This window comes from Paraburkholderia sp. J10-1 (assembly GCF_905220165.1).
Classification (GTDB): domain Bacteria; phylum Pseudomonadota; class Gammaproteobacteria; order Burkholderiales; family Burkholderiaceae; genus Paraburkholderia.
Genome location: NZ_CAJMYW010000001.1, coordinates 53,351 through 71,964, shown reverse-complemented (window position 1 = coordinate 71,964; position 18,614 = coordinate 53,351). Strand labels below are relative to the sequence as shown.

Genomic DNA, 18,614 nt, shown 5'->3' with positions numbered 1-18,614 from the left:
CAATGGAAGGCGCACGCACCCCTGGCATGCTGGTCAAGCCGATTCATCTGGTTCCCTCGAGCGCGGGCCATGGCTCGCCGCTCGCGCGTCGCCTGCGCGAAGCCGTGCGCGGCGACGTGTTCTTCGACGCCGCGAGCCGCGGCCGCTACGCAACCGACGCCTCGATCTACCAGATCATGCCCATCGGCGTGGTGGTGCCGCGCGATCAGGACGACCTGCGCGCCGCGCTGGAAGTGGCGCGCATCGAGCATGCGCCGGTGCTGGCGCGTGGCGCGGGTACGAGCCAGTGCGGCCAGACGGTGGGCGAAGCGCTCGTGATCGACACGTCGAAGTGGCTCAACAACATCGTCGATTTCGATGCCGATGCGCGTACGGTAACGGTCGAGCCGGGCGTCGTGCTCGATCATCTGAATGCCTGGCTCAAGCCGCACGGGCTGTGGTTCCCCGTAGACGTTTCGACGGCCGCGCAGTGCACGATCGGCGGCATGGCGGGCAACAATTCGTGCGGCTCGCGCTCGATCGAGTACGGCAACATGGTGCACAACGTGCTCGGCATCGACGCGATTCTCGCGGACGGCAGCGAGGCCCGTTTCCAGTCGCTGAAGAAGCCGCAGGAAGGCGCGCGCCTCGCGGCGCTGCTTGAAGGCGTGCAGCGCATCGCCACGCGCGAGCGCGGCGAGATTGCCGAACGCATGCCGAAGGTGTTGCGCCGCGTGGCCGGCTACAACATCGACCTGTTCGACTGCCAGAACCCGCTCGCCTATACCGACGACGGCGTGGCGAATCTCGCGCATCTGCTCGTGGGCTCCGAGGGCACGCTCGCCTTCAGCCGGCAGATCACGCTGAAGCTCGCGCCGCTGCCCGCGCATAAAACGCTGGGCGTAGTGAGCTTTCCGACCTTCTGGCAGGCAATGGACTCGGCGCAGCACATCGTCAAGCTCAAGCCGACTGCGGTGGAACTGGTCGATCGCACGATGATCGAACTCGCGCTTGGCAACCCCGGCTTCAAGCCGGTGATCGAAAAGGCGCTGGTGGGCAGGCCCGATGCGATCCTGCTAGTCGAATTCGCTGGCGACAATCGTGACGATCAGGTGCGCCGCCTCGATGGTCTGGTCGAACTGATGGGCGACCTCGGCCTGCCGGACTCGGTTGTGAGGATGACCGACGCGAACGAGCAAAAGGCGCTGTGGGAAGTGCGCAAGGCCGGCCTGAACATCATGATGAGCATGAAGGGCGACGGCAAGCCGGTCTCGTTCATCGAAGACTGCGCGGTGCCGCTCGAACATCTCGCGGAGTACACGAGCCGCCTGACCGAAATCTTTCATCAGCACGGCACCGAGGGCACATGGTACGCGCACGCGAGCGTCGGCACGCTGCACGTGCGCCCGATTCTCGACATGCGCCGCGACGGCGCAGCGAAAATGCGTGCGATAGGCGAAGCGGCCGCCGAACTCGTGCGCGAGTACAAGGGCGCGTTTTCGGGCGAGCACGGCGACGGCCTGTGCCGCGGCGAATGGATTGCCTGGCAGTACGGACCGAAGATCAACCAGGCGTTCACGGAGATCAAGCAGCTATTCGACCCCGAGAATCGCTTCAATCCCGACAAGATCGTGCGCCCGCCGAAGATGGACGACGCAAAGCTGTTCCGCTTCGCGCCGGGATATCGCGAGCGCCAGATGCGGCCGATGCTCGACTGGTCGGCGTGGGACGCGAAGCGCGATCCGCTAACGGGCGTTGAAACGCCCCCCGGCAGCGGCGACGACCTGACCGGCGGCCTCGCGAAAGCCGTGGAGATGTGCAACAACAACGGCCACTGCCGCAAGTTCGACGCGGGCACGATGTGCCCGAGCTATCGCGTGACGAAAGACGAGAAGCACGTGACACGCGGCCGCGCGAACACGTTGCGGCTCGCAATCTCGGGGCAGTTGGGCGAGGACGGGCTCGCGAGCGACGAAGTCAAGGACACGCTCGACCTGTGCGTGTCGTGCAAGGGCTGCAAGCGCGACTGCCCGACCGGCGTGGACATGGCGAAGCTGAAGATCGAGGCGCGCGCGGCGTGGAATACGAAGCACGGCCTGAAGCTGCGCGAGAAGATGATCGCGTTCTTGCCGCGCTATGCGCGTCGTGCAGCAAAAGCGGGCGGCCTGGCGGCGGCCGGCGAGCGCATTCCTTTGGTCAATGCATGGGTGAAGCGCGCGCTCGGTCTCGCGCCGCAACGCTCGCTGCCGCAGTTCAGGCGGTCATTCCTTGCGGAGGTTGCAGCCACAAAGCCGGATGCTGCAGCGGCCACCAAAGAGGTCGTGCTGTTCGTCGATACCTTCAACGACAACTTCGAGCCGGAAAACGCGCGCGCCGCGAAGCGGGTGCTCGAAGCGGCCGGCTATTTCGTGCACTACAACGTGCGTGGCGAAGAACGTCCGCTGTGCTGTGGCCGCACGTTCCTCGCAGCGGGTCTGGTGGACGAGGCGAAGCGCGAGGCGCGGCGGCTACTCGATATGCTCATGCCGTTCGTCGCGCGCGGTGTTTCGATTGTCGGGCTCGAACCCTCGTGCCTGCTCTCGATGCGCGACGAGTTCCTGCAATACGGCTACGGCGACGAGGCCCGCGAACTTTCGGCCGCGGCATTCCTGTTCGAAGAATTCCTCGTGCGCGAGAAAGGCGCTGGCCGATTCGATCTGGCCTTGCATCCGCTCGCCGCGCCGCGTGCGTGGGTGCACGGGCACTGTCACCAGAAAGCGTTCGACGCCTTCCGGCCCGTGCTCACTGTGCTGGGCTGGATTCCGGGGCTGGAGGTGAAGCCGATCGAATCGTCATGCTGCGGGATGGCAGGAAGCTTCGGATACGAAGCCGAGCACTACGAAGCATCACTGGCGATGGCCGAGCTTTCGCTGTTGCCCGCCGTGCGCCAGGCAGATCGCACCGATCTCGTCGTGGCGGACGGCACGAGTTGCCGCCACCAGATCCACGACGGCGCGAACGCCACGGCGCTGCACGTGGCGAGAGTGCTGGAAATGGCGATTAGCTAACTTGCGAGTGTGCTCGTGCCATGGCGCGAACACACGGCATCTACGGCGTGCAGCATCTTGCCGAAGAATGCATCGGCGAATTGCGAGTCGAGCCAGCGCACGATCAGCGCGATTTTGCGCTCGGGCTCGATCCACATGAAGGAGCTGCCCGCGCCTACGCCAAAATAACTCGACTCGGGCACGCTCGGAAACACGCGCCGCTCTGTATTGAGCCACACCAGCGAGCCATAGAACGGCGCGAGCGGGCAGGGCGTGCGCATGCGCGCGATCCATTCGCTCGAAAGCACGCGGCGGCCCGAGGCCATGCCATCGTCGAGCAGCATCTGCGCGACCTTCAACTGATCGTTGGCGCTCACCGACATGCCGCCGCCCCAATGCGAGCCGCCGGGCACCGATTGCACCCGTTTGCCGCCCAGATCGATCCATGCGTCGTCGTAGCCGACCCATTGCCAGTTCTCGCTTGCGCCAACGGGCCGCATGATCGTCTCGCGAAATACTTCGGGTAACGAACGACCGAACAGATGCAGCAGCGCGAGCGAGAGCTGGTTGATGCGCACGTCGTTGTATTCCCAATACGCGCCGGGCGCCTGCAACGGGCGCAATTCGCCTTTCTTTCCGTTGGGCGGCTTGCCGAAGGTGACGGCGCGATAGTGATCGGCCTGATCGGAAAGGCCGAAGCACTTGCCTTGCCACTCGCTCGTCTGTTGCAGCAGGTGCGTCCACGTCACGGTCGCATTGTGGTCGTCGTCGAAGCCGATGCCGGGCACGCGCACGCGTACAGGCTCATCGGGATCGGGCAAGAGGCCCTGATCGTGGGCGACGCCCGCAAGTAACGCCAGATACGTCTTCGCAATGCTGAAGGTCAGGTCCGGCCGATCAGGTTCGCCCCATTGCGCGAGCGGGCGGCCACCCACGGCAATGGCGCCGGACACAGGGCCGCGGTCGTGGATAGGGCCGAGCAAGCGGTTCCACGGCGGCGGGTCGTTCACGTGCACGCCGAAGTTGCCATCGGCGTGGCGGTCCCATGCCGATTCGTGATCGACGGAAAACTGAATGGCGTCCTGAACTTCTTGCGGCAAATCGTGTGACATACGTGCGTATTTCCCTTTCGTGTTCCTGTATGGCGCCGGTTCAACGGGCGCCCAGCTGTATGCGCGCCCAGATCAGCGTAGCGAGGCTCAACACGGCGGCGAACATCAGCCAGAGTCCCGGCGCGAGATTATTGCCCGTCGCCGCAATGAGCGAGGCCACGGCCAGCGGCGTGAAGCCGCCGAACACGGTCGTGCCGACGTTGTAGGCGAGCGCCATGCCCGTGGTGCGCGTGCGGGTGGGGAAGAAGCTTGCCATGAGCGCCGGAATCGAGGCGAAATACACGACCTTCAGCACCGCGACCCAGATCACGGCGGCCAGCAGCGTGGAGAGCGACGGATACGCGTTGATGAGCATGAACGCCGGATAGACGGTGAGCAGGAACAGCACGCCCGCCACGAACATGATGCGCGTGCGGCCCACCTTGTCCGACCAGTGGCCCACAATGGGTGTGAGCACGATGGCGATCAGGCCGGCCACGAGCGTGGCGATAAAGCCCGACGAAGGCGCGAGGCCGAGCTGGCGCGCGGCATACGTCGGCATATAGAGGAGCACGTACTGCGCCGACGTCGTCAGTATCAGCACGCCGATCGACGCAATCACTTGTGCCTTTTGCGTGGCGAACAATTCGCGCACGGGCGACTCGGCTTTCTCGACGCGCTCGAATTCGGGCGTTTCGTCCATGCGTTTGCGGATATAGAGACCCACGGGCCCAATTAGCACACCGAACAGGAATGGAACGCGCCAGCCCCAGCTTTCGAGCTGCGGCTGCGTGAGCGCGCCCGTGAGCACGGCGCCGAACAAGGAGACGAGCAGCGTGCTCGCACCCTGGCTCGAGAACTGCCAGCTCGACATGAAGCCGCTGCGCTGCGGCGCGTGCTCGACCAGGAAGGCGGTCGAACTGCCGAACTCGCCGCCCGCCGAAAAGCCTTGCAGCAGGCGCGACGCAAAAATGCCAATGGGTGCGAGTATGCCGATCGTCGCGTAGGTGGGCATGAGCGCGACCATGCCGGTGCCGATCGTCATCATCGCAATGGAGAGCGTGAGCGACGCCTTGCGGCCCTTACGGTCGCTGTACGAGCCGAGCACGAGCGCGCCGAACGGCCGCGCGAGGTATGAGAGCGCGAATGTGCCGAGTGTCAGCAGCAACGATATCGTCGCGTTGTGAACGGGGAAGAAGAGCTTGGAGAGCGTCGTGGCGAAGTAGCCATACGCGAGCAGGTCGTAGAACTCGAGCGCGTTGCCGATCGAAGTCGCGATGATGAGCCGCGAGACGTTCTTGCCCGAAGTGCTTCGCGTGGGCTCCGACCAGGGCTCGCTGCCGTGATGCGCGGGAAGGGAATCGATGCTCATTGCGACGTCCTCATGCAAGCGTTGTTGGATGCGGTGCGGGGTTGGACGCACCGGCTTCTCTTGCGCCGAGGTCCCAGAAAAGGCCAGCCATGATGCGCAGCCCGTCGCGCACGACCGGGCCGAGCAGGTGCTCGTTCGGTGCGTGCTGCGAGCAGCCTGGATACGAATGCGGCACCCACAGCGTGGGCATGCCGAGCACGTCGGCGAATACGTCGTTGGGGAGCGTCCCGCCCAGGTTCGGCAACAGCACGGGTTCGGCTCCCGTGGTTTCGCGCAGCGAGCGCAGCGCCCATTGCACCCACGCGTTGTCGGGATCGACACGCGTGGCCGGCGCGCCGCGCTCCACGTCGAGTTCGATCATGCCGAAGCCGTGCGCGTCGAGGTGCGCGCGCACGATGCGTTCGAGGTTTTGCCAGTCTGTGCCGACGACGAAGCGAATCTGCATGTAAGCGATCGCGTGCGGCGGAATTGCGTTCACGGGCTTTTCGGGGTTGCCGGTGCGAAACGCGAGCACTTCGAGATTGTTCCAGCCGAACACGCGCTCGGTGGACGTGAGGCCCGGCTCGCCGTAGTCGCGATCGACCTCGGGCTCACCCGGATTGCCGCCCACACGAATATCGGCAAGCGCGCGGCGTACGGATTCCGGAATGGGGGGCGGGCGCAGACCTTCTACGAGAATCTTGCCGTTCGCGTCGACCATCGAGGCGATCGCGTTTGCGAGCACGACGCCCGGATTGCGCAGGAGGCCGCCCCAGTTGCCCGAATGGTGGCCACCTTCACGCAGCGTCAGTTCGAGCTTGAAATTGACGAGGCCGCGCGAGCCGAGAAAGATCGTCGGGCGGTGCGCGCTCAGGCGCGGGCCGTCGGAGGCGATCAGCACGTCGGCGGCGAGTTCGTCGCGTAGGTGCGTGCACAGTTCGTGCAGGCCCGGCGAGCCGACTTCTTCGCCCGTTTCGAACAGCAGCTTGAGGTTGAAGCCAAGCTTGCCGCCGCGCGCGTCGAGCACGGCCTTGAGCGCCGCGAGATTGATGCTGTGCTGGCCTTTGTTGTCGGCGGTGCCACGGCCGTACCAGCGCTCGCCGTCGACGGTCACGTCCCACGGCGTGAGGCCCGTGCGCCATTGCGCGTCGTAGCCGCGCACCACGTCGCCGTGGCCGTAGCTGAGCACGGTGGGCAGCGCATCGTCTTCGTGGCGATGCGCAATCAGGAACGGGCCCGCGCCTTGGGCGGGATTCTCGACGACACGGCAGGTGAAACCCCAATCGACAAGGAGCGGCGTGAGTTCCTCGTCCAGATAGCCGCGCAGGCGCTCGCCGCTTTCCGGCTCCTGGCTCTCGGTGCGATACGCCACGCGGCGGCGCAGGTCGTTCAGGAAGTGGCCTGAATCGTATTGACCGGCTGCGGTTTGAATAGCGGTGTCACGGGTCAACTCACGTCCCCCTGTTTTTAAGGCCGTCGAGCGATCCTGCAGTCGCCGATATTTCTTCACAATTACAATATTTGTGATTTATCTTTGCCGAAACGGCAAAGCGAACGAGACCGCGCTCATCGACATGGACAACACCGCACTGCGCTATTTTCTGGAAGTGGCCCGCAGCGGCTCGCTGAGCAAGGCGTCCGAACGGCTTTACGTGGCCGTTTCGGCGCTCAGCCGCCAGATCAGCCGGCTCGAAGAGGAACTCGGCACGCCGTTATTCGAGCGGCGGCCGCGTGGCATGGTGCTGAGCGAGGCGGGGCGCATGCTCGCCGAGCACGCGCGGCGCAGCCTGCTCGAAACGGATCGCGTGGTCGGCGAGATTCGGGGCTTAAGCGAGGGTGGCCGCGCGACCATACGCGTTGCGAGTTCCGAAGGCCTCGCGCCGGATTTTCTGCCCCAGGTTTTCGCGCACTTCCTCCGGACCTGGCCGCAAACGCATTTTCAGCTGGACGTGTCGGCGCCTTCTGTTGCAACGCAGCGCGTGAGAGAAGGTACGGCCGATATCGCGCTGTGCTTCAGCCTCGCGCCGGAGAAAGAAATTGCCGTGCACTATTCGCAGCGCGCACCGATATTTGCGCTCATGCGGCACGATCATCCGCTGGCGGCGCGCGAGTCGCTTTCGTTGCGCGACTTGATGCCGTGGCCGGTTGCCATGAACAACCAGGGCGTAACGATCCGCCAGCTCATCGACATTGCGTGCAGCCTCGAAGGGTTGATCTTCGAGCCGGTGTTCGTCAGCAACTATCATGTCGCACTGCAAAGATTCGTACGCCTGACCGATGCCGTGACGTTCACCGGTTTTCTAACCGTGCGCGGCCGTCTCGAGGTGGAGGGCCTTGCCGCCGTGACGCTCTCGAACCCGGAGTTGCATCAGCGCACACTGCAGATCCAGACGATGGCGGGCCGCACGCTGCCGCAGACCATGCAGGCTTTTCTCGACCTGCTCACGCGCGCGATCGACGACGAGGATTTCGCCTGCGGGTGATTGCGCTTAATTCGTGAGCCCGGCGGTAAGCCGCGCGGCGAGCCTGCGCATGCCGGCGAAAACGGCGTCGGCTACGTCTTCCGGAAAACCGGCGGGAATCTGCGCCGAGACGGCTTCGATCACGCGCGGCGTTTGCGCCGCCACCTGCGCGAGCATCGCTTCGACTTCCGGCGCTGCGTATCCCACGCGCTGGCCCTGCGCGATCCAGTGCCGGGGATAGATCTCCTCGACGCGATAGTGCCGGTTGCGCCCGCGCACGGCCATCGCGAGGCTCACGCGCTGCGGCGCAATATGATTGCGGCCCCGGCCGACGACAGGATGCGCGCTGAGCACGTCGTAGAGCGGTGTAGCGGCGTACTCGCTGCCGGGCAGCAGTGCGATGCTGTAGTTCTTCGCGTGGCCGTCCGTTGCCGCGAGCAGCCAGAAGACGATTTGCGTGACGAAGAAGTGGCGGCGGTCGGCCGTGGCCTGCGCGGAGCCGTCCAGCACTTGCATGATCGCGTCGATGCCCGGGCCGCCGTCGGTTTCGTATTTGGCGAGCCCGGACGTGCCCGTGGCCTGGCACAGGTCCTCCTGCGGCAGGCGCACGATCCATTTGCCGTCGCTGGCAAGACGCCGGTCGAATCGCTCCACGACCAATGCCTTCATATCCTCGAATTGCGCGATTTCGCAGGGCGCGACGGGCAAGCCGTAGGCCGCGATGATTTGCGTGCACAGCCACTCGTTTTCCACCGAGGTACGCATGTCGGCGCGCATGTTGCCGACGAGCCCGAGCGGCAGCTTCAGGATATGCGTGGTCGGCGTGCTGCCTTCGGGAAGCAGCCACTGGCCGCCATGCCATAGCAGCGCGGTCTTTTCCTGCGCCCCGGCGATGGAAAGCCGCAGGCTGTCCACGGAGTCGTGCTCGCCCGCGTGCGGCGTGGCGGTGGTTTCGCGCAGCAGTTGTGCGATGTCGCCTTCGCTCAGCGCTCGCCCCTTGATGCTCCTGAGGCTCGCGGGCGCAACGCCAGCGGGGAGAATCTGCAGCGCGCCCACGCAATCGCGGCCGAGCGCGGCGAGCAACTCGAACGGCGAGGTGCCGCCCGTCTGGTAGCGCGCGGCGATACGCCTGCGAATGCGGTCGCTGTCCGGCAGCAGATTGTCGAAATAGTCCGCGACGATCTGGCCGCGGTAGGGCTGGTTGCCGGGCGTGAACGGCAGCGAGAGCGAGAGGGGGCGGCCTTGCGGGTCGTCGAGCCAGCTGTCGAGATACACGAGGCGCTCGTTGCCGCGCGCGCTCTCCCAGGAGCCCACGGGCAGGCCGTTCATCCACAGGTCGAGCCGGTTGGGTAGACGTGGGCGTGCGCTCACCAGTTCTCCCTCGGTTTGCGGCGCGTGGCGGACTGGCGCGGCGGGGCTCCGGCTGCCTGCGTGGTGCGGGTGCGCGTGCTTTCCCGGGTGCTTTTGCGAGTGCTTTTGCGGGCGGCCGGCGGCTTGGCCGCGCTCGGCATCCTGGCTGTGGCCGCGGGAGCTTTGGCCGGGCGGGGCGCGGCTTTCGCCGCGACCGGCGAAGCCTTGGCTTCGGGCGCGCCGAACTTGATTTCGACGTCGACGAGCCGCAGAACCCGAACGAGCCGCTCGACGCTCGCCGCTTCGGGATTCGCCTCGAACGCGGCATAGCTTTGCTGCGAGATGCCGAGCCGCGCGGCCATGTCTTTCTGGGTGAGGCCGGCTTTCTTGCGGAAGCCGACGAGAATCGGGCGCAGTTGACTCAGGGTCTTGAGAGGGTAGTCCACGGCAACTCCGGGCGGCTAGATGCGGATGCAAACGGAAGCAACGGCCGATGCAAACGGAAACGCGCGGCGCAGTGGTATACAGTCTATACGTTGTAAAGCAAAAATACAAACCATAGGCTGTAATTTGAAAATACAGCCTGTAGGTTGTATCTGGTGCCAGGAGAGTGCGGCAGCGGGTGAGTGACGACGATCAGGTTGCCACGCAAAGCTGCAACTAACTGTCCGGCGCGCCGTGATCCCGCCCAGCCGCTTCGCGGCCAGGGCGGTCTGCCTTCAGGTTATCGAGCCGGTTCTCCAGCATGCACAGCAGACCGGGCGCCTGCTTAGCCCTCGGCGCCTTGCATCGGCTCGCCAAGCACGAACGGTCCGCCCTGATACTGCTGCGCGGCGTCGCCAGGCTCGGCGTTCGGCGCGGTCGCCGGGAAGCGCTCGGCATACGCCGCCGAGCTGTCGCGCGGCCGGTAGCCGAGAAAACCCGCCTTGCCGTTGTCCCACCAGCTTGCCGGGTTGTCCGACACGCCATACACGACAGCATGACCCACGCGGTTGGTGAACAACGAGCAGCGCACGAGTTCGATGAAGTCGCGATAGCTCAGGAACGTGACGAGCATGCGCGCGTTCTTCGGTTCTTCGAACGACGAACCAATGCGCAGACATACCGTTTCCATGCCGAAGCGATCGAAGTAATAGCGCGACAGCGATTCGCCGAAGCATTTCGTCACGCCGTACAAGCTGTCCGGCCGGTGCGCGGCGTCGGTATCGAGCACGCTCGTGACCGGATGGAAGCCCGTGACGTGATTGGAGCTCGCGTAGACGATGCGCTTGATGCCGTGCTTGCGCGCGGCTTCGTAAAGGTTGTACGTGCCGCGAATGTTGGCTTCGAGCAGGTCGTCGAATGGCGCGTCGATGGAAATGCCGCCCAGGTGCACGATCGCATCCACGCCTTCCACAAGCTGCATGACCGCCTCGCGATCCGAGAGGTCGACGCGGTGCGTTTCCTCGTGCGCCGCCGCCTCGCCCAGTTCCGTGATGTCGCTCACGCGAACGACGTCGGCCCAGTTCGCGAGCGCGCCGCGCAACTGACGGCCCAGATTGCCGCCCGCGCCGGTAAGAAGAAGGCGGCCGAACGGTTTGGCGGAAATTGAGTGTTGCGACATCAGGGCTCCCTGGGAATTATTTTGATATTGATGGACGCATGGAAAACGTTTTCCGAATATAGCCACCGGCAATCGTAGCGTCAATGGAGGAATACCTGCTCCGAATACGGGGTTCACCCCAGGTCCGTTTCTGCGACAATGCTCGCCGTCGATCATCCCTGGCGCTGCCAACCTATGAAAAGTGGTTCCCCGACGATTCGCGATGTCGCCGCGATGGCCGGCGTCTCGGTCGCGACGGTATCGAAGTACGTGAACGGCACGCAACGCTTTTCGCCGGCGGTGGAAGCGAAGGTCAAGGACGCCATCGAGGTGCTCGGCTACCGCTCCAATCCGCTTGCGCGCTCAATGATCACGGGGCGCACGCGCACCATCGGCGTTGCCATTCTGGACATCGCGAACCCGCACTTCACGAACGTGGTCAAGGGCGCGAACCGCGTCGCGCTTCAGCACGACTACACGCTGCTTCTCGTGGACGCCGAAGAAAATCTCGCGCGCGAGCGCTCGCTCATCGAAGCGCTTTCGCCGCGCGTGGACGGCCTGATCGTCAGCTCGCGCGCGTCCGAGGAGATCGCCAGGTGGACGATGAATCTGGGTAAGCCGGTCGTCATGCTCAGGACCGTGCGCGGCCTCGACATTCCCACCGTCGGCTTCGACAACCGGCTCGCGACTTCCATGATGGTGCGTCATTTGCTCAATCTCGGGCACCGCCACGTGGCCTACCTCGGCTTCGCCGCGGCGACCATCAACGACGAGCGGATTGCCGGCGCAACCGAGGCGCTGGCCGAAGCCGGCCTCACGCTCGACGTGTACGAGACCCACGCGCCGACCGCCCAGGCAGGCGAGCAAGCCTGCTCGCGGGTGATGCTGGGCCCGAAGCGCCCGCAGGCGGTGATCTGCTACAACGACCTCATCGCGCTTGGCTTCATGAAGGAAGCGAAGTCACTCGGCTTTCGCATACCGCAGGATGTCTCGGTCGCGGGCATCGACAACGTGCCCTATGGCGAATACGTGGAGCCGCGCCTGACCACGATCGACGGGCAAAGCGAGCGTATGGGCGAACTGGCCATGCAAAAGCTCATTGACGTCCTCGCAGGCCGCGCGGATGTCGAGCAGGTCGTGCTCGAACCCCGCCTCGTTGTGCGCGACTCGACCGCTCCCTGCCGCTGATTCCCTGATCTGCGAAGTACCCGCTCGCTGGCCGTTCTTCAACGGCCAGCGGCCTCGTCACGCGTGCCCCGGGCACGCACTTTCGCACTGCCGCTCCGCGTAACTACCTACTAGCCATTTCGAAAGGAACGCATTAAATTTAAGAAAACGTTTTCCCGAAGTGACACATAAAGAACAAAAGGAGATCGGAGAATGCCGGAGAATACGCGCCGTTTGAAGTGCGCCGTCGTCGGGGTGGCGATTGCAGGTGCTGCGCCTGCCTTTGCGCAAAGCAGTGTCACGCTCTACGGTATCGTCGATACGGGCATTGGCTGGCAGTCGAGTCAAACGACACTCGGTTCGACCTCGGGCGGCCGTTCGGCGGTCAAGATGATCAACGGCGTGTGGGCCGGCAGCCGCTTCGGCCTGAAGGGCGCCGAAGACCTGGGCGGCGGCACGAAGGCCATTTTCCAGCTCGAGCAAGGCTTCAACAGTGCAACCGGCGCGCAATCGACGAGCGGGCTCATGTTCAGCCGGCAAGCGTTCGTGGGCGTGACCAATCCCACCTACGGTTCGCTCACGGCGGGCCGCCAGTACGCTTCGTACTACCAGATGCTTTCACCGTACAGCCCGACCACGTGGCTCACCGGTTTCTACGGCGCGCATCCGGGCGATCTCGACGGTCTCGACACGATCTATCGCGCCAATAACACGCTGTTGTACACATCGCCGAAGATCTACGGCTTCACGGTGAGCGGTTCGTACTCGCTCGCTGGCGTCCCCGGCAGCGTGACGCAAGGCTCGACCTGGACCGCCGCGGCGCAGTACGCCATGGGGCCGTTCGGCATGGCGGTGGGCTTCTCGCGCATCAACAACTCGAACGTGAACGGCGGCGCCTTCGGTGCCGATACGACCACGTCCAACGCGGGCGCGCAGCCCGGCATTTCCGCCGTCACCTACGGCTACCAGTCGGCGCGCGCACAGCAGCGCTTCGCCGTGGGCGCGGGCTATACGTTCAACAGCCAGTTCGATCTCACCGCGACTTACTCGAATGTGCAGTACATCCCCGGCGTGGGATCGGGCTTCCACGACACCGCGATCTTCAATACGGGCGGCGTCGTCCTGCACTGGAAGCCGGCTCCGACGTGGGACTTCGCGACGGGCTACAGCTATACGCGCGCAACGCGAGCCAACGGCATCACGAGCAGCGCGCAATACCAGCAGTTCAATCTCTCGGAGTACTACACGCTTTCCAAGCGCACGGGACTTTACGCGTTGCAGGCTTTTCAGCGTGCAAACGGCAAGACCCTCACGCCGGCGGGCAACGGTACCCAAATCATCAACGCGACCGCGACGATTGGCGATGGCTTCCAGACCACGCCGTCTTCGTCACGCAGCATGGTCGCTGTAGGTGCAGGCATCATCCACCGGTTCTGAGACACCCGGTTGGCCAGCTAATCAGCCCAAACACGGCTTGAAAACAACTCTTCCATTCTTGGGGCAAGCGATGAAAAAAACCTTTCGCAACGCACGCACTGCACGCACCGCAAAGACCGCAATGACGGTTCTGGCAGCGGCTCTCGCACTGACCGCCGGCGCCGCGCACGCGCGCGTGTTCCGCGTAGCCGATGTGCACAGCGACACCTTCCCGACCAACATGGCGATCAAGCACATGGGCGAAGAGATTTCGCAGGCCACGGGCGGCAAGGACTCCGTCAAGGTGTTCGGCAACAGCGCGCTCGGTTCGGAAAACGACACGATCGATCAGGTGCGCATTGGCGCGCTCGACATGGTTCGCGCCAATGGCGCCGCGTTCAACGAGATCGTGCCGGAGTCGATGATTCCGTCGCTGCCGTTCCTCTTTCGCGACATCGACCATTTCCGCAAGGTGATGTACGGCCCCGAAGGCCAGAAGATTCTCGACGCGTTCAAGGCCAAGGGCATGATCGCGCTGACGTTCTACGAGAGCGGCGCGCGTTCGATCTACGCGAAGCGCCCGATCAAGTCGCCGGCCGACATGAAAGGCCTGAAGGTGCGCGTGCAGCCGTCCGACCTGATGGTCGACGAAATCAAGGCCATGGGCGGCACGCCCACGCCGATGCCGTTCGCCGAAGTCTATACGGGCCTGAAGACGGGCCTCGTGGATGCGGCTGAAAACAACCTGCCGTCGTACGAGGAAACCAAGCACTACGAAGTGGCGCAGGTGTATTCCGAAACGGATCACGCCATGACGCCGGAAGTGCTCGTGTTCTCGAAGAAGGTATGGGACACGCTCACGCCGCAGGAGCAGGACGTCATCAAGAAGGCGGCGGCCGACTCGGTGCCGTACTACGTGAAGCTCTGGACGGCGCGCGAAGACACGGCGGGCAAGACGGTGCAAAAGGGCGGCGCGACCATTGTTCCGGCTACGCAGGTCGATCGTGCAGCGTTCGTGAAGGCCATGCAGCCTGTGTGGGCGAAGTATGAAAAGACGCCCGAAATGAAGCAGATCGTGGACGAGATCCAGGCGATTCACTAAAGCCCGGGGCTCCGCGCCGCAAGCGGCGCGGAGCCGGAAAACCGCAGTTGTGAAGTCTGTACCGTGCAAGGGTGGATCATGACCTTCCTGAAGCTCCCCAACGATTTACTGTTTCGCCTGCTGACGATCGTCGCCTCGGTTGCGCTCGCCGCGCTAACGGTGCTCGTCTTTTACGGCGTGATCATGCGCTACGTGTTCGAAAGCGCGCCCGATTTCGTGGAGCCGGTCGCGTTGCTGCTGGTGGTGACCATCGCCATGTTCGGCGCCGCGCTCAAGGTGCGCGAGCGCGGGCATATCGGGCTCGATTCGCTCGTCAAGAAGCTTTCCCCACGGTGGCAGTTGATCGCAGAAGCGTTTCAGCATGTCTGCCTGATCGCGCTTGGCGGGGCGATTTTCTTCGGCTGCCTGCAAATGGCGGAAACAACCATGGACGACCGTATCGCGATTCTCGGCGTGCCGGAAGCGGTGCGCTACGTCATTCCGGTCGTGGCCGGCACCTGCATCGTGCTGTTTTCGCTCGAGCATTTGTTGGCGCTGTTCGTACGCAAGGCAAAGTAGGGCAAACATGGAACTCGCAATTCTTTCGCTCAGCTTCTTGGTGCTCCTCGCCTTTGGGGTGCCGGTTTCTTTCTCGCTCGGTCTCGCCTGCGTCAGCACGTACCTTTACGAAGGACTGCCGGCCGCGACTGCCATGCAGTCGATGATCTCGGGCATGAACGCGTTCTCGTTTCTCGCCGTGCCGTTCTTCATCTTCTCCGGCGAGTTGATGCTGCACGGCGGTATTGCCGACCGCATTCTGCGCTTCGCCCAGGCCGCCGTGGGGCACTTCCGCGGTGGCCTCGGCATGGCCAATGTCGTTGCGTGCACGCTCTTCGGCGGCGTTTCCGGCTCGCCTTCGGCGGATACGTCGGCCATGGGCGGCGTGGTCATTCCGCTCATGAAGCGCGAAGGCTATAGCGCCGCCTATGCGGTCAACGTGACGACGCACTCGTCGCTCGCAGGCGCGTTGATGCCGACTTCGACGAACATGATCATCTACGCATTCGCGGCGCAAGGCATTACGGGCACGCTGAACGGTCAGCAGATGAGCGGCGTGTCGATTGGCGACCTGCTGTTCTCGGGCCTGCTGCCGGTGTTGTGGGTCATGGGTTTCGTGCTGATCGCCGCGTACTGGCAGGCGCGCCGCTTTGGCTATCCGCTCAGCGCGGACGGCAAGACCAAACTGCAGGTGTTCCCCGGCTGGCTCGCCGTGGTGCGAGCGTTCCTCGGCGCGCTGCCTGGCTTGCTCGTGATCGCGATCATTCTCTTCTGCGTGGCGCGGGGCATTGCGACCGCGACGGAAGCGGCCGCGATTGCCGTGGTGTATTCGCTCGCGCTCACCGTGGTCGTGTATCGCACGATGACGAAAGAGAAGCTGTTCTTCGCCCTCTCGCGCGCGGCCAAGACCACGGGCGTGGTGCTGCTGCTGATCGCGGTGTCGAACATGCTGCGCTACCAGATGGCGTATCTGGAGATTCCGGAAGCCATCGAGCGCGTGCTCGAACATGCCACGACGCTTCCCTGGCTGATGCTTCTGTACATCAACATCATCCAGGTGTTTCTGGGCACGTTCATCGACATGGCGGCGCACATCCTCATCACGACGCCGCTGTTCCTGCCGCTCGCCATGCATAGCGGCGTGGGTCCGGTGCAGTTCGGCATCATGATCCTGCTGAACTGCGCGCTGGGCCTCGTGCATCCGCCAATCGGCTCGGTGCAGTTCATCGGCTGCGCAATCGGCGACGTGTCGATCGGGGAGACGACCAAGGTCGCGTGGCCATACTATCTGGCGATTTTCAGCGCGATCAATCTGGTCACCTACTTTCCGTTCTTCTCCACGTGGCTGCCTAGCGTGATCAACGGGCATCCGGTCTTCTAAAGCGACGGGCACAAGCAAAACGAAACGGGCACCTCGAGTGCCCGCTTCGCTTTTCTGCGCCGCTAGCGCATCACGCCACGCGTATCACCACCTTGCCGAAATGCTTGCCGGCTTCGAGCCACGCATAAGCTTCGGGCGCTTCGTCGAAACCGAATACGCGATCCACCACGGGGCGAATCTGCTGTGCGCCGATGAAACGCGTGAGGTCGTCTAGCATCGTGCGGCTGCCGACCATGAGGCCGTGCAGCCGCTTGAAGCCGCCGATCACCGGAAGCAGGCCGAGTTCGGGGCCCGCGAAACTCGTCACGCCGCCGATGATCGAAACGAGCCCGCCCATCTTCGCGGCGGCCACCGAGCGCGGCAGCGTATCGCGGCCGCCCACCTCCACGACGATATCCGCGCCTTCGCCGCCTGTGAGCTTCAGCACTTCGTTCTGCCATTCGGGGTGCGAACGATAATTGATCGTCTCGCTCGCGCCAAGCGAGCGCGCGCGCTCGAGCTTCTCGTCGCTCGACGAAGTGACGATGGTCCGCAAGCCCGCCGCGTGGGCGAGCTGCAGCGCCCAGATCGACACGCCGCCGGTGCCGAGCAGCACGACGGTCGCGCCGGGCTTCGCCTCGCCATCGACGAAGATCGCGTTCCAGGCCGTGATGCCTGCGCACGAGATCGTCGCGGCCTCCTCGTAGCTCAGGTGCGCGGGAATCGAAACGAGCGAGGTTTCGTCAGCGACGAAGCGTTCGGCCAGCACGCCGTCGAATTGCGCGCCGGGCGTCTCGCGCACTTTCGAGGGCGTGGGCGCGCCGTCCACCCAATGCGGGAAGTAGGTGTTGATCACGCGGTCGCCGGCTTTGAAGCGCGTGACCGCCGCGCCGACTTCGACCACTTCGCCGGCGCCGTCGGCAACCGGCACGAGCGCCGCGTCGCCGAGCCCCAGGTAATCGCCGCGCGCGAACATCAAATCGCGATAGTTGAGCGAAGCCGCGTGAATCTTCACGACCACGTCATGCGGGCCGGGCGCGCGCGGCGTGAAGTCGGTGCGCGCGAGTGCGCCATGGCCGCTGCCGGCCTTGAGTTTCCATGCGTTCATGACTGCTCCAGTACGAGTGGGAGCACCTATGATAGTGTTGCTTGTGTGGCGACATTGGTGAGATTTTTGACCTTCGTTGTTGCTGAAAGGGATACAAAGGAGTCAGCGTAATGGATGATCGTCTGAGCGGCGTGGCCGAATTCGTGGACGTGGTGGACGCGGGCAGTTTCTCTGCCGCGGGCGAGCGCCTTGGCGTGACGCGCTCTGCGGTCGCGAAGATCGTGGCGCGGCTCGAGCAGCGCCTGGGCGTGCGTTTGCTGCAGCGGACCACGCGCAGTTTGAGCCTCACCGACGAAGGCCACGCCTACTACGAGCAGTGCCGCCGCGTGCTGAGCGAGCTGAGCGCGGTGGAAGCCGCCTTCGACCATGGCCGGCGCGAGCCTTCGGGGCGCTTGCGGATCAGCGCACCGGTGCTGTTCGGGCGTCAGTGCGTCGCCCCCGTGGTGCGGCGGCTCGTGGAGGACTATCCGCGTCTGAATGTCGAACTTTCGTTTAGCGATCGCGTGGCCGATCTCGTCGAGGACGGCTTCGATCTGGCCGTACGCATCGGCACGCTGCCCGATAACGGCACGCTCGTCGCGCGTAGGCTCGGCGTGCAGCGCATGGGCATCTGCGCGTCGCCTGCGTATCTCGCGCAGCACGGCAAGCCCGCGGACGTCGCCGCGCTCGCCACGCATACCGGCATCGCGTATGGCCGCGCCGGGCAGAGTCCGCCGTGGCGTGTGCGCGGCCCCGGCGGCGAAGTCGAGGAGTGCCGGCTCGCGTCGCGGCTGTACTTCGACGACCTGCTGGCGATTGCCGATGCGGCGGCCGCCGGCGCCGGTGTCGCGTGGCTGCCGTGCTGGCTTATGGCCCCGTACTTGAGCGACGGACGGCTCGAACTCGTGATGGACAGCAAGAGCGTGCTGGGCGGCGAAGTTCACGTCGTGCGGCAGAAGGCGCGGCACATGCCGTCGAAGGTGCGCGTGGCCGTGGACGCGCTCGTCGCGGATATCTCGCGCATGCTCGGCGCCGAACAGGAGCACGTGGATTTCACCCACAAGCTCGCCCACCTGGACGCAAGTTGACGAAATTTCATCAAGG

15 protein-coding genes are annotated in these 18,614 nt (G+C 64.5%); 8 read left to right on the top strand and 7 right to left on the bottom strand.

The genetic code is table 11. The features are described from left to right. Positions 1 to 2: 2 nt before the first annotated feature. Positions 3 to 3,026, top strand: coding sequence for an FAD-binding and (Fe-S)-binding domain-containing protein (locus tag U5A65_RS00325; RefSeq protein ID WP_321945104.1), 3,024 nt, complete (start codon positions 3 to 5; stop codon positions 3,024 to 3,026). On the opposite strand, the gene U5A65_RS00320 is transcribed toward U5A65_RS00325, so the two are convergent. The 3 genes from U5A65_RS00320 to U5A65_RS00310 are packed head-to-tail and all read right to left on the bottom strand — an operon-like array spanning position 3,023 to position 6,897. Then, complete coding sequence (locus tag U5A65_RS00320) at positions 3,023 to 4,117, bottom strand: serine hydrolase domain-containing protein (protein ID WP_321913289.1); 1,095 nt, start codon at positions 4,115 to 4,117, stop codon at positions 3,023 to 3,025. The genes U5A65_RS00325 and U5A65_RS00320 overlap by 4 nt on opposite strands. Before the next feature lie 40 nt (positions 4,118 to 4,157). Continuing rightward, complete coding sequence (locus U5A65_RS00315; RefSeq protein ID WP_321913290.1) at positions 4,158 to 5,468, bottom strand: MFS transporter; 1,311 nt, start codon at positions 5,466 to 5,468, stop codon at positions 4,158 to 4,160. 10 nt (positions 5,469 to 5,478) lie between these two features. After that, positions 5,479 to 6,897, bottom strand: coding sequence for a M20 family metallopeptidase (locus tag U5A65_RS00310; protein ID WP_321913291.1), 1,419 nt, complete (start codon positions 6,895 to 6,897; stop codon positions 5,479 to 5,481). A gap of 124 nt (positions 6,898 to 7,021) precedes the next feature. Between U5A65_RS00310 and U5A65_RS00305 the strand changes: the two genes are divergently transcribed. Next, positions 7,022 to 7,930, top strand: coding sequence for a LysR family transcriptional regulator (locus U5A65_RS00305; RefSeq protein WP_321913292.1), 909 nt, complete (start codon positions 7,022 to 7,024; stop codon positions 7,928 to 7,930). A gap of 6 nt (positions 7,931 to 7,936) precedes the next feature. On the opposite strand, the gene U5A65_RS00300 is transcribed toward U5A65_RS00305, so the two are convergent. The 3 genes from U5A65_RS00300 to U5A65_RS00290 form a co-directional block, all read right to left on the bottom strand. Continuing rightward, positions 7,937 to 9,280, bottom strand: a complete 1,344-nt coding sequence (locus U5A65_RS00300; RefSeq protein WP_415764026.1) for a type II toxin-antitoxin system HipA family toxin — start codon at positions 9,278 to 9,280, stop codon at positions 7,937 to 7,939. Beyond that, complete coding sequence (locus tag U5A65_RS00295; RefSeq protein ID WP_321945103.1) at positions 9,277 to 9,705, bottom strand: helix-turn-helix transcriptional regulator; 429 nt, start codon at positions 9,703 to 9,705, stop codon at positions 9,277 to 9,279. The genes U5A65_RS00300 and U5A65_RS00295 overlap by 4 nt, the downstream gene beginning before the upstream one ends. Positions 9,706 to 10,028: 323 nt before the next feature. Beyond that, positions 10,029 to 10,862 (bottom strand): NAD(P)-dependent oxidoreductase, encoded by an 834-nt coding sequence (locus U5A65_RS00290; protein ID WP_321913294.1) that lies wholly within the window; start codon positions 10,860 to 10,862, stop codon positions 10,029 to 10,031. A gap of 174 nt (positions 10,863 to 11,036) precedes the next feature. Here U5A65_RS00290 and U5A65_RS00285 point away from each other — a divergent pair, with 174 nt between their 5' ends. The 5 genes from U5A65_RS00285 (at position 11,037) to U5A65_RS00265 (ending at position 16,444) form a co-directional block, all read left to right on the top strand. Next, positions 11,037 to 12,029, top strand: a complete 993-nt coding sequence (locus tag U5A65_RS00285; protein WP_321913295.1) for a LacI family DNA-binding transcriptional regulator — start codon at positions 11,037 to 11,039, stop codon at positions 12,027 to 12,029. A gap of 192 nt (positions 12,030 to 12,221) precedes the next feature. Beyond that, positions 12,222 to 13,445 carry a porin gene (locus U5A65_RS00280; protein ID WP_321913296.1) on the top strand — a complete coding sequence of 408 codons (1,224 nt, stop codon included), beginning with the start codon at positions 12,222 to 12,224 and terminating at the stop codon, positions 13,443 to 13,445. A gap of 70 nt (positions 13,446 to 13,515) precedes the next feature. After that, the gene (locus tag U5A65_RS00275) at positions 13,516 to 14,526 is read left to right on the top strand and encodes a TRAP transporter substrate-binding protein (RefSeq protein WP_321913297.1); all 1,011 of its coding nucleotides are present in this window, start codon (positions 13,516 to 13,518) and stop codon (positions 14,524 to 14,526) included. 78 nt (positions 14,527 to 14,604) lie between these two features. Further along, positions 14,605 to 15,084, top strand: coding sequence for a TRAP transporter small permease (locus tag U5A65_RS00270; RefSeq protein ID WP_321913298.1), 480 nt, complete (start codon positions 14,605 to 14,607; stop codon positions 15,082 to 15,084). A gap of 7 nt (positions 15,085 to 15,091) precedes the next feature. Then, complete coding sequence (locus tag U5A65_RS00265; protein ID WP_321913299.1) at positions 15,092 to 16,444, top strand: TRAP transporter large permease; 1,353 nt, start codon at positions 15,092 to 15,094, stop codon at positions 16,442 to 16,444. Between the two features lie 70 nt (positions 16,445 to 16,514). Here U5A65_RS00265 and U5A65_RS00260 read toward each other — a convergent pair whose 3' ends face one another. Next, positions 16,515 to 17,531 carry an NAD(P)-dependent alcohol dehydrogenase gene (locus U5A65_RS00260; RefSeq protein ID WP_321945102.1) on the bottom strand — a complete coding sequence of 339 codons (1,017 nt, stop codon included), beginning with the start codon at positions 17,529 to 17,531 and terminating at the stop codon, positions 16,515 to 16,517. 110 nt (positions 17,532 to 17,641) lie between these two features. Between U5A65_RS00260 and U5A65_RS00255 the strand changes: the two genes are divergently transcribed. Beyond that, a complete protein-coding gene (locus U5A65_RS00255; RefSeq protein ID WP_321945101.1) occupies positions 17,642 to 18,598 on the top strand; it encodes a LysR family transcriptional regulator in 957 nt (318 codons plus the stop codon). Positions 18,599 to 18,614: the final 16 nt, after the last annotated feature.